The 11,377-nt window shown below is 66.1% G+C and carries 8 protein-coding genes, 1 pseudogene and 1 CRISPR repeat array; of the genes and pseudogenes, 5 read left to right on the forward strand and 4 right to left on the reverse strand.

Annotation, left to right across the window (positions count from 1 at the left end; all coding sequences use genetic code 11):
- The 4 genes and pseudogenes from FVW20_RS18215 to FVW20_RS18230 all read left to right on the forward strand — a co-directional run.
- Positions 1 to 316, forward strand: a pseudogene (locus tag FVW20_RS18215) (sensor histidine kinase); the annotation flags it as partial.
- A gap of 125 nt (positions 317 to 441) precedes the next feature.
- Positions 442 to 732 (forward strand): hypothetical protein, encoded by a 291-nt coding sequence (locus tag FVW20_RS18220; RefSeq protein WP_196610691.1) that lies wholly within the window; start codon positions 442 to 444, stop codon positions 730 to 732.
- Positions 733 to 818: 86 nt separating this feature from the next.
- On the forward strand, positions 819 to 1,274 hold the full coding sequence (locus FVW20_RS18225; RefSeq protein WP_196610692.1) for a response regulator: 456 nt from the start codon (positions 819 to 821) through the stop codon (positions 1,272 to 1,274).
- An 86-nt stretch (positions 1,275 to 1,360) separates the two neighbouring features.
- Positions 1,361 to 2,617 (forward strand): sensor histidine kinase, encoded by a 1,257-nt coding sequence (locus tag FVW20_RS18230; RefSeq protein WP_196610693.1) that lies wholly within the window; start codon positions 1,361 to 1,363, stop codon positions 2,615 to 2,617.
- Positions 2,618 to 2,740: 123 nt separating this feature from the next.
- Here the strand turns inward: FVW20_RS18230 and FVW20_RS18235 are convergent, their stop codons facing one another.
- The gene (locus FVW20_RS18235; protein ID WP_196610694.1) at positions 2,741 to 3,508 is read right to left on the reverse strand and encodes a DUF3313 domain-containing protein; all 768 of its coding nucleotides are present in this window, start codon (positions 3,506 to 3,508) and stop codon (positions 2,741 to 2,743) included.
- Between the two features lie 477 nt (positions 3,509 to 3,985).
- Positions 3,986 to 5,989 carry an acetate--CoA ligase gene (gene acs / locus FVW20_RS18240; RefSeq protein ID WP_196610695.1) on the reverse strand — a complete coding sequence of 668 codons (2,004 nt, stop codon included), beginning with the start codon at positions 5,987 to 5,989 and terminating at the stop codon, positions 3,986 to 3,988.
- A 418-nt stretch (positions 5,990 to 6,407) separates the two neighbouring features.
- Here acs and FVW20_RS18245 point away from each other — a divergent pair, with 418 nt between their 5' ends.
- Positions 6,408 to 9,110 carry a bifunctional acetate--CoA ligase family protein/GNAT family N-acetyltransferase gene (locus FVW20_RS18245; RefSeq protein ID WP_443677876.1) on the forward strand — a complete coding sequence of 901 codons (2,703 nt, stop codon included), beginning with the start codon at positions 6,408 to 6,410 and terminating at the stop codon, positions 9,108 to 9,110.
- A 79-nt stretch (positions 9,111 to 9,189) separates the two neighbouring features.
- Positions 9,190 to 10,414: direct repeats of the CRISPR family, unit length 36 nt; unit sequence GTTGTGACTTGACCTGAATCAGACCCCGTTTACAGT.
- A gap of 50 nt (positions 10,415 to 10,464) precedes the next feature.
- Here FVW20_RS18245 and cas2 read toward each other — a convergent pair.
- Positions 10,465 to 10,842: a CRISPR-associated endonuclease Cas2 gene (gene cas2, locus FVW20_RS18250; protein ID WP_196610696.1), complete on the reverse strand. Its 378-nt coding sequence runs from the start codon at positions 10,840 to 10,842 to the stop codon at positions 10,465 to 10,467.
- Positions 10,790 to 11,377 (reverse strand): type II CRISPR-associated endonuclease Cas1 (gene cas1 / locus FVW20_RS18255; protein WP_196610697.1); only part of this gene is annotated, 588 nt, incomplete at its 5' end. The genes cas1 and cas2, both read right to left, overlap by 53 nt.

Raw genomic sequence — 11,377 nt, forward strand, 5'->3', positions numbered from 1 at the left:
GCGCTGCTGCCTGGGCGAAGGGCTGGCCGACGGAACGGCGGTCGGCCCGGCAGCAGGCATGTCGGGCGAGCCAGCCCGAAGCGCCCGGTACGCCACCGGCGGTGCGTTGGTGCTGCGCACGGCCCTGCACAACGGTGCGCCCGGCGTGGAACTGGACTTTACCCCGCCCGGCACACAGGCCGGTTCCGGAAGCATGGAACTTTCCACCGCAAGCGCCGACATTGCACGCTGCATACAGGCGTGCGGAGCGGATGTACGACAGGCGGAAGGCGCGCAACTGCGCTTCTTTCTGCCCTGTCCCAACTGCACCGCATGATGCGGGACCATATTTTCCGCTTTCGTGTCGCAACGGTTTCAGCTACGATATAGCCAACTGCTCTCCTGAAACACTTGTCTCACGCGGCGGCAACATTCTGCCGCCACGGCACAACGGAGGAACGTATGGCAACACTTCGTGAAACGCTGGAACGCTGCTTCGCAGCCGTAGCCTTCGCCGATGCTGCGGACCACGGCGAGGCCATGCGCATGGCGGGCGTCACCGCCACCCCCGCGTGCGCCGGGCGGCTTGAAGATGTCTTCGCGGCTGTGGCCTTCGCAGAGGCCGACTGCCGCGACGCGGCCCTGGAGATGATGGGATGCGTGCGCCCCGCGCGCCGCGTCATCCACAACAGCTTCCTGGACAACGTGGGCCTGGGCGACGTGGCCGTGTGCTACGGCGTCGTGCCCATCTAGAACACAAAGATGCACCGCGCGGCGGCTTTGTCACCGCCGCGCGGGTTTGCGGACCGAGTTTCACCCGAACCCGAAGGAGAGCAGTCATGAAGGGTATCAAGGTATTGCTGGTGGACGACGAGGAAAATTTCGTCCGCACGCTGGCCGAACGCATGTCCATGCGCGACGCCGGGGCCACCGTTGCCCTGAACGGTGAGGAAGCCCTGCAGATGGTGTCCGCCGGCGAGGTGCCCGACGTCATGGTCCTTGACCTGCGCATGCCCGGCATCGACGGCATGGAAGTGCTGCGCCGCGTCAAGAAGGCCTACCCGCAGGTGCAGGTCATCGTGCTGACCGGCCACGGCACCGAAAAGGACGAAGAAGAAGCCCGCCGTCTGGGCGCCTTCGAGTACCACAAGAAGCCCGTGGACATCGACATCCTGGTGCGCGACATCCGCCGCGCCTTCCGCGAAAAGATCGAGGACGCCATGGTGGCAGCCACCTTCGCGCAGGCAGGCGAATTCGACAACGCCCGCGAAATCCTGGACGAAGACAAAAAGTAGCGGCGGGCCGCACCCGCCTGGGGTCTCCGGTGGCCGGGCATCCGCAGGGATGGCCGGGGTGAGTGCCGGGGATATCCGAGGGAAGCATGATGCGCGCCCTGCTCGTGGATGACGAGACGGCATTCGCCGAACTGCTGGCCGAACGGTTGCGTGCGCGCGGCATTGCCGTGCGCACCGCCTATGACGCCGAATCAGCCTTGGCGTTGCTGGACGCCGGGGAGGAATTCGACGTGGCCGTGCTGGACGTGTGCCTGCCCGGGGCCAGCGGCATAGACCTGCTGCGGCGCATGAAGGCGCGCCTGCCGCTGGTGGAGGCGCTGATGCTGACCGGCTCGTCCGACGTGCGCAGCGCCGTTGAGGGGATGCGCCACGGGGCGTTCAACTACCTGCTGAAGCCCGCCGACATCGACGATCTGGTGCGCGAGCTGCGCGCCGCCCACGAGCGCAAGCTGCGCCAGGAGGAAAACGCCCGCATGATCGAGGCGGGCAAGCTGGCCTCCATCGGGCGGCTGGCCGAGGGCGTGGCGCACGAGATCAACAACCCCGTGAACATCATGACCAACGCGGCGGGCTGGATAGAGGACCTGCTGGACGAGCCGGACCTTGCATCCAGCCCGCACGCGGCGGAAATGCGACGTTCCGTGGTCAAGATCAAGGCCCAGAGCCGCCGCGTGCGCGAGATAACCCGCAAACTGCTGTTCTTCGGCAAGGGGCTGGACCCGCGCCCCGGCCCGGTGCGCGTGGCCGACCTGCTGGGCGAGGCCCTGCGCCTGCTGGCCGACCGTGCCGCCGACCTTGGAATGGCGGTGCGGCTGGACGTGCCGCCGGACACGCCCCTGCTCGTGGTTCCGCCCGTGGAACTGCGCCAGGTGCTCGTGCACGTGGCGGAAAACGCACTGGACGCGGTGGAATACGCCCAGCCCCCGGCGACGGAGCGCGAGCTTGCCGTTACAGTACGGGTGGAGTTTCCGCCTTCCGCTGGTTCCGGCCCGCCGGAAAGCGCCGCGTCCGCGTCGACCTCATCTGGTCCCCCCCCTTCATCTGGCCCGCCCCCCTCTTCCCCCGCATCGGGCGGCGAGATGAGCATCGCCTTTCACGACACGGGGCACGGCATCGCGTCCGAAGTGCTGCCCCACGTGTTCGAGCCGTTCTTTTCCACCCGGCCCGTGGGGCGCGGCATGGGCCTTGGCCTGTCCGTGGCCGTGGGCGTCATCACCGCCCTTGGGGGGTTCATCGACATCGACAGCCAGCCCGGCGACACCACGGTCACCCTGCGCCTGCCCCTGCCGGAAGCACCCCGGGAAACGCCCGGGGGCGTGCCCGCGCCCACCTGCCCGGGGTAACCCGCCGTCTCCGTCCCCCCCCCCCCCCCCCCCCCCCGCTTTCCGCAGCTCCGTCCGAAAAAGAACCAGCCACGAGGCAACGCCGCGTGGCTGGTGGTATTTCGCGCCACGATCCGGCGGCAGCTATTTTCCGTGCAACCGGTTCCACCCGTGCACAAGAGATACGGCGCTGGCCTCCACGCCGCTGCGCGCGGCGTCCCAGCGGCCAAAGGCCCGCAGCGGATCCAGCCCGGTGACGGAACAGCGTTCCACATAGCCCAGCAACCGCGCCCCGGTTTCCGCGTCGGTCAGTTCGCCGCCGATGGTGACGTTGCCCATCAGCGCCGCCCGGCCCGAATCGTCCAGCCGCGAAAGGTCGATGCGCCCGAAAGGCGTGTCGTAGGCGGCATCGCTGGGCACCACCTCGGTGGCCTGCATGCCGAAGATCATCAGCCGCAGCCGGGCCACGCCGGGGCCGGCCGTGTCGGTCACCTCCCAGCCGCCACGCCGCAGCGCATCCACGAAAATATCACGCGTCATGAAGACGATGGCCGCCTTTTCTTCCAGGGACGCCCCCTGGAACGTCTCGGGCCGTTCCTCGCGCAGCACCACGTGCTCCACCTGAAACTTCGTGTACCGCCGCAGCAGTTCCGGCTCACGCGCATACAGCATGCCGCCGGTGGTGGGGTGCTCCAGCAGCAGGGGCGCTTCGGCGGGGGAAACCTGCGCGGCCTTCGCCCCGGGGCCATCGGAAGCGGCGGAAGGCTGCCTGCACGCGCACCCCGTCAGCATCGCCAGCGACAGCAAGAGCAGTGAAAGCAGAAAGACCGGGAGCCGGACGGCCCGGCGGGGATGCAAGCGACGCGCGGAACGGACGGGGGCACGGAACGGACGCAAGGGGAACACGCGCATGGAAACCTCCTGGGGTGTCGATGGACCTGGTGGCACGGCTAAAGGGGCGCTGCACGGCACTGCCGGGTGGATGTTCCGGGCCGGGCACGGCGAGACCGGGGCGGGCCGGTCGTCGGACCGGAAAAACTCCGGAACCATGCATCAACGTAACATCTCTTCACGACGCGCGGCAACCGGGCTAGTTTTTTTGCCGCACGCCACCGCCCCCCGCCCGGCACGGCTCGACACGAGCCGGGCAGCGACGTCGCCATGCCCCATCGCCCCGGCATCCCCACAAACGTCGGAGGCGGACCGGTAGTACCGGTCCGCCTCCTCATGCGGGAAGGGGGGAGAGAACATTCAGGGGGCGCGATACTAGCCGCGCCTCCCCGTAGTGGCCGGCCACCCGCGCCGGACATCGCCGCACGTCCGGCGCGGGTGTGGGTGCCGGCGGATGGAACGCCCCGCCGCCAAACGGGGCGCCCCATCTTGCTATGATCAATGTCCGGTCAATTGGACACGGCCTTCGATGAGATCCTGCACCACCCCCGGATCAGCCAGGGTGGAGGTGTCGCCGAAGTCGGAACCCGCGCCGGAGGCGATCTTGCGCAGGATGCGCCGCATGATCTTGCCGCTGCGGGTCTTGGGCAGCCCCTCGGCGAACTGGATGACCTCCGGCGTGGCGATGGGGCCGATTTCCTTGCGCACCCATGTGCGCAGGGCCGCGCGCAGTTCCTCGGTTTCCTCCGTGCCCGCCGACAGGGTGACGTAGGCGTAGATGGCCTCGCCCTTGATGGCGTGGGGCATGCCCACCACGGCGGCCTCGGCCACCGCGGGGTGCGACACCAGGGCCGACTCCACTTCCGCCGTGCCCATGCGGTGCCCGGAGACGTTGATCACGTCGTCCAGCCGCCCCATGACCCAGGTGTAGCCGTCCTCGTCGGTGCGGGCGCCGTCGCCCGATTCGTACATGCCGGGGAAGCGTTCGAAGTAGGTGGACTTGTACCGCTCGGGCGATCCGAACACCCCGCGCAGCATGCCTGGCCACGGCTTGCGCACCACCAGGTGGCCGCCCTCGTTGGGGCCGCAGGGGGTGCCATCGGCCTTCACCACCGCCGCGTCGATGCCGGGCAGCGGCATGGTGGCGGAACCGGGCTTCAGCGTGGTGGCGTACGGCAGCGCGGAAATCATGATGCCGCCGGTCTCGGTCTGCCACCAGGTGTCCACGATGGGCAGACGGCTGTGGCCGATGTGCTCGTGGTACCACATCCACGCTTCGGGGTTGATGGGTTCGCCCACCGAGCCCAGAACGCGCAGCGACGACAGGTCGTGCTTCTGCGTCCAGTGCGCGCCTTCGCGCATCAGGGCGCGGATGACCGTGGGCGCGGTGTAGAAGATGTTGACCCGGAACTTTTCCACGATGTGCCAGAACCGGTCCGGCCCCGGCCACGAGGGCACGCCCTCGAACATCAGCGTGGTGCCGCCAAGGGCCAGCGGGCCGTACACGATGTAGCTGTGCCCGGTGATCCAGCCGATGTCGGCGGTGCACCAGTACACGTCGTCGTCATGCAGGTCGAACACCCACTGGGTGGTGTGGGCCGCGTAGGCAAGGTAGCCGCCGGTGGTGTGCACCACGCCCTTGGGCTTGCCGGTGGAGCCGCTGGTGTACAGGATGAACAGCATGTCCTCGCTGTCCATCCTGGCGCAGGGGCAGGTGGAATCAAGGGTGCGGTCGGCCATGGCCTCGTGCCACCACATGTCGCGGCCTTCGCGCATGGCGCAGTTGCTGTGCGCGCGGTCGACCACCACCACCCGCTCCACGCTGGGGCAGTCCTTCAGGGCCTCGTCCACGTTGACCTTGAGCGGTATGGACCGCCCGGCGCGCAGCACGGCGTCCGCCGTGACCACCACCCTGGCCTCGCAGTCCTGGATGCGGTTCTGCAGGCTGACCGCCGAGAACCCGGCAAAAACTATGGAATGCACCGCCCCGATGCGCGCGCAGGCCAGCATGGCCACGGCCAGTTCGGGAATCATGGGCATGTACAGCGCAACGCGTTCGCCCTTCTGCACGCCCAGGCCCTGCAAGACAGAGGCGAAGCGGCACACCTCGTCGTAGAGCATCTGGTAGGTCAGCACGCGCACGTCGTCTTCCGGCTCGCCCTGCCAGATGATGGCGGCCTTGTTGCGGCGGCCATTGACCAGGTGGCGGTCCAGGCAGTTGTACGCCACGTTCAGCGTGGCGCCCTTGAACCATTCGATGCGCGGCTCGTTCATGTCCGCGTCCATCACCTTGTCCCACGGGGTGAACCAGTCCAGCAGCTGCCTTGCCCGGTCGCCCCAGAACCCTTCGGGATCCTTGTCGGCGCGTTCGCGGTGGGCGAGGTACTCGTCCATGCCGTTCACGTGCGGGCGGCGGCGTTCACCGGAAGGCGCGGCGGGCGGGGCGAAAAGGCGCTTTTCGTCCATCATGCTTTCGATCTTGTCGGACTTGTTCTGGCTCATGCCGTTGCCTCCCGTTCTTTTGGCGGTACGCCGGTGTTTCCGGCCTTTGCGTGGCGGCCCTGCTTGTGTTGCGGCGGGGCGTGGCTCACAGCCCTTGTCTAGCCGCGCGCCGCAAACATGCGAAGGCGTGCGCCACCCCCTTTTCGGTGAACGGTCATCCCGCGCCGGTGAAATTGACTTTTTGCCGGTGGACGGAAAGAATGCCCGAAATGGTGCGCCCCATGAACGGCGCAGGACGGCCCGTCACCGGACGGGGACGGCACGCCGGGGCGACAGCAAGCGCCCCGCCCGCGCCACTTCCCCGCCGCCCCGACACCACCGTGGCCGCCGCAACCGCGCACCGCACGACGCCGGGCAACCCGCCCGGCGCGCCCGCACCTGCCCGCACGCGGCGGCACGACGGAAGGGGGTTCGCACGGTGGCCACGCAATCGTCCCTGGAACAGATGTTCAAGCCCAATTCCGTGACCGTCATCGGGGCCACGTCCACGCCGGGCGAGCCGGGCTGCGTCATCATGGAAAACCTGATGTCCGGCACCTTTCTGGGGCCGGTGCTGCCGGTGAACGAAACGGGAGAGGCCGTGGCGGGCATGCCCGGCCACACCGCCATCGACACCCTGCCCCTGACGCCGGACCTCGCCATCATCTGTTCCCCGCCCGAAACCATTCCCGGCTACATCGAAGAACTGGGCAAGCGCGGCACCCGCGCCGCCGTGATCATGAGCCGGGGGTTCTTCCGGTTCGACCGCGAACGGCGCGAAGTGCAGAAGGCCGCCCTGCTGCAGGCCGCGCAACGCTGGGGCGTGCGGGTGCTGGGGCCCAACTGCCTGGGGTTCATCACGCCGTCGGTGGGGGTGAACGCCAGCCTTGCCCCGCGAGAGGCGCTGCCCGGCAAGGTGGCCTTTCTTTCGCAGTCCGATTCGCTGTTCACGTCCGTTCTGGACTGGGCCACGTCCAAGGGCATCGGCTTTTCGCACTTCATCGCCCTGGGCGACCGGTACGACGTGCACTTCAACGACGTGCTGGACTACCTGAACGGCGACGTGAACACCCGCGCCGTGCTGCTGTACATAGAGACCATCGACAGCGCCCGGCGCTTCATGTCCGCCGCGCGCGCGCTGGCCCGCAACAAGCCGGTGCTGGTGATCAAGGCGGGCCGGTCAGAGGCGGCTGCGGCTGCGGCTGCCGCGCATTCCGGCATGCTGCTGGGCGCGGACGAGGTGTACGACGCCGCGTTTCGCCGGGCGGGCATGCTGCGGGTGGCCGACATCGACGCCATGTTCGACACGGTGGAAACGCTGGCCCTTGCCAAGCCGCTGAAGGGCGACCGGCTGGCCATCCTGACCAACGGCGGCAGCCCCGGCTTTCTGGCCACCGACGCCCTGTTGCAGGGGCGCGGCAAGCTGGCCGAACTTTCCGATGAAACCTGCCAGGCGCTGGACAACGAACTGGGGCGCGACTGGTCGTACTGGAACCCGCTGATCGTGCGCAGTTCCGCCGACGGGGCCATGTACGCCAAGGCGTTGCAGATTCTGCTGGACGACCGGGGCGTGGACACCGTGCTGGTGATGCACGTGCCCACCTTTTCCATGCCCAGTGACGACGTGGCGAGCGCGGTCATAGAGGTGGCGCGCCGCAGCCGCAAGCCGGTGCTGACAAGCTGGCTGGGCATAGACGACGCCGCCGGGGCGCGCCGCAAGTTCGCCGCCGCCGGGGTGCCCAGCCACTTCACCCCGGACAACGCGGTGCGGGCCTTCCTGAACATGGTGGAGTACCGGCGCAACCAGGACACGCTGATGGAAACGCCGCCCTCGCTGCCGGAGGCCTTCAACCCCGACGTGACGGCGGCGCGCATGGTGGTGAACGACGCGCTGGAGGCCAAGCGCATGCTGCTGACCCCGGCAGAGGCCCACGCCGTGCTCACCGCCTATGGCATACCCGTGGCCGAGACGCGCCACGTGAAGACCCCGCGCGAGGCCGTGGCCGCAGCGGCACAGATCGGCTACCCCGTGGCGCTGAAGGTGGAATCGCCCGACGTGCCGCGCACGTCGCTGGCGGGCGGCGTTGCGCTGAACCTTGCCAGCGACGAAGAGGTGATGGACGCCGCCCTGTCCACCGCCAACAACGTGTGCGACCAGATGCCCGGCGCGCGTATGGAAGGCTACGCCGTGCAGCGCATGTGCCGGTTGGCCGGGGCGCACGAACTGGCCGTGGAAACCGCCACCGACCCGGTGTTCGGCCCCATCATCCGCTTCGGGCAGGGCGGGTCCATGGCAGAGGTGCTGGCCGACCGCCAGACCGCCCTGCCGCCGCTGAACATGGGCCTTGCGCAGGAACTGGTGTCGCGCACGCGGGTGTACCGCCTGCTGCGCGGCAGCGGCCACAAGGACCGCGTGAATCTGGATGCCGTGCGCCTGCTGCTGTGCAAGGTGTCGCAGCTGATCATCGACATACCCGAAATATTCGAGCTGGAGATAGACCCGCTGTTCGTGGATGCCGACGGCGTGGTGGCGCTGGATGCGCACATGCGCATTGCCTGGTCCACCACCACCGGCACGGACCAGCTGGCCATCCGCCCCTACCCGCGCGAGCTGGAGGAATGCGTGGCCCTGCGCGACGGACGGCACGTGGACCTCTTGCCCATCCGCCCGGAAGACGAACCGGAGCACTGGGAATTTGTGGAAAGCCTGTCAGCCGAAGACAAGCGGTTCCGCTTCTTCGGCAACGTGGCCAAGCTGCCCCGCGCCGAAATGGTGAAGCTGACCCAGATCGACTACGACCGCGAAATGGCCTTCATCGCCAAGGGACCGGACAACGAAGGGGTGGTGCGCACGCTGGGCGTGGTGCGGGCCATGGTCAGCACCGACAACAGCGAGGCGGAATTCGCCGTGGCCGTTCGATCCGATCTGAAGCGGCAGGGCCTGGGCAAGCTGCTGATGCAGAAGATCATCCGCTACTGCAAGGCGCGCGGCACCAAGCGCATTGTGGGCGCGGCCCTTGGCGACAACAAGTCCATGGCCGAACTGGCGCGCTCAGTCGGCTTCATCGTCAGCAAGGACTACGACGAGGATATCTGGCAGTTGGATTTGCCGTTGGAGGATGGGAAGGGGGAAGGGAATTAAGGATGCCCGCACCTTGTAGTGCCGCCGTGAATCTTTCTTCGTTTACAGTTGGTGACCACACCGTTGACCAGCCAATCACGTTGTGCCTTGACCTGAATCAGACCCCGTTTACAGTTGACGGCGAAGGGCACCTGCGCGCCGTTGTGTTGTGACTTGACCTGAATCAGACCCCGTTTACAGTGACTGTCATGGACGGCTGGAACCGCCTGCCGTTGTGACTTGACCTGAATCAGACCCCGTTTACAGTCATATCCCGTTTCCGTGTTTCGACATCTGGTTGTGACTTGACCTGAATCAGACCCCGTTTACAGTCAAGCTGCCGCGCATGAAGGACAACAGCGAGTTGTGACTTGACCTGAATCAGACCCCGTTTACAGTGCGAGTACGATGCTGCCGTCTTGCGTACCGGTTGTGACTTGACCTGAATCAGACCCCGTTTACAGTGGCGATCCGTTTAGCCGGGTAGCCTGGAGGGTTGTGACTTGACCTGAATCAGACCCCGTTTACAGTCGGACACACGGGCGTCACCGTACACCCAGGGTTGTGACTTGACCTGAATCAGACCCCGTTTACAGTGATGTTCGAGAACGGGGTTCAACCTTATCCGTTGTGACTTGACCTGAATCAGACCCCGTTTACAGTGACCTCGTGGATGATCCTGTAGACGTACAGGGTTGTGACTTGACCTGAATCAGACCCCGTTTACAGTTCGTCGTTCTTGATATAGTGAGCTTCGTCCAGTTGTGACTTGACCTGAATCAGACCCCGTTTACAGTTTGCCCGCGACAACCCCGACCTGCACGCCGGTTGTGACTTGACCTGAATCAGACCCCGTTTACAGTTGGTCGCGTGAAGAGCGCACCCGCATCATGTTGTGACTTGACCTGAATCAGACCCCGTTTACAGTTTCCGCAGAAAGGCCCATCTTGCTGATGACGTTGTGACTTGACCTGAATCAGACCCCGTTTACAGTGGCAGCCGGGGGCGTGCGAGCACTCATCATGTTGTGACTTGACCTGAATCAGACCCCGTTTACAGTATGGCGTTGCGGCGGTTGACCAGACCTTTGGTTGTGACTTGACCTGAATCAGACCCCGTTTACAGTGACAGGAACTGTACGTGCGTGATCTGTTCGAGTTGTGACTTGACCTGAATCAGACCCCGTTTACAGTGACATGCCGTTCCACCACTGAGCGTACATCGTTGTGACTTGACCTGAATCAGACCCCGTTTACAGTTTGAACGCGGGTGTATCGCTCGTTATTTGCGTTGTGACTTGACCTGAATCAGACCCCGTTTACAGTTGAAGGCCGCGCAAGCGGCCTTCAACATTCCGAAAATCCCGTTCAAATTCCTACAAAAGCCAGAGTTGTTCGGGCGCTTTTTCCACGGGTTTGGCCTTTTTTCCCAAAAACACCTGCATGCGGGCAAACTGCTTGTCGGTCAGAAACATCAAGCGCACCTCGCCATCAGGCGGCAGTTCAGACTTGATGATCCGCACGGCCCGTTCGCTGCGGCGTTCATCGGGAAACGGCTGGGCATAAACGGAAAGCTGCAACCGGGTGAACCCGGCCCCCAGCAATATCTTGCGGAACCTGTTGGCCCGCTTGCGTTCCTCTGCCGTCACCACCGGCAAGTCGAACAGGGCTATGCACCACATGATGCGATACCCCGAAAGGTCACGCGGCATCGCCGTCATCGTCCAAACCGTCCCCTTGTAGCCCGCAGCCACATAGCGGCTCCACCGGGGGCAGCCACAGCCCGCGCCGCGCGCCGCCTACCACGCCCGCCAGCGATGAACAGGCCCGCGTGACGATATCCCACAGCGTCCGGGCCTCTTCTTCCACCGCAAACCTGCCGCATACCCCCTCCAGCAGGGCGCGTTTGGCTGCCCCGTCCAGTTCCGCCCCCGGCCCGCATGGCTCCATGCCCGCCACCACCGTATCCACCAGTGGGCGAAACGGCTCCATCATGTCGCTGGCAAGGCAGAACGCATCATAACGATTGTGGTGGTGCAGTCCCAATGACGGATGCAGCCCTGCCCCACACACGGCACGCCCCACCATGGCCCGCAATATGGCGTAGCCATAATTAAGCCGGGCATTCACGCCGCCGGAATCCCTGTCCCGCGTGAAGTCGGAACCGAAACACAGCGGCCAGTACAATCTGGCTGCCTGCGCCTCTACGTTGTCGGGGTCGCCGGAGCGCACCCGCCCCGCCAGCGCGGCCAGCCGCGCCCCGTCGCCACCCAACCGCCGCACGGCGGC

Origin of the sequence: Nitratidesulfovibrio oxamicus (assembly GCF_015731765.1) — a bacterium.
Taxonomy (GTDB): domain Bacteria; phylum Desulfobacterota; class Desulfovibrionia; order Desulfovibrionales; family Desulfovibrionaceae; genus Cupidesulfovibrio; species Cupidesulfovibrio oxamicus.

Bases quoted from the DNA above. Each gene is read 5' to 3' on its own strand.
- FVW20_RS18220 (WP_196610691.1), top strand. From the start codon at position 442: ATGGCAACACTTCGTGAAACGCTGGAACGCTGCTTCGCAGCCGTAGCC.
- FVW20_RS18225 (WP_196610692.1), top strand. From the start codon at position 819: ATGAAGGGTATCAAGGTATTGCTGGTGGACGACGAGGAAAATTTCGTC.
- FVW20_RS18230 (WP_196610693.1), top strand. From the start codon at position 1,361: ATGATGCGCGCCCTGCTCGTGGATGACGAGACGGCATTCGCCGAACTG.
- FVW20_RS18235 (WP_196610694.1), bottom strand. From the start codon at position 3,508: ATGCGCGTGTTCCCCTTGCGTCCGTTCCGTGCCCCCGTCCGTTCCGCG.
- acs (WP_196610695.1), bottom strand. From the start codon at position 5,989: ATGAGCCAGAACAAGTCCGACAAGATCGAAAGCATGATGGACGAAAAG.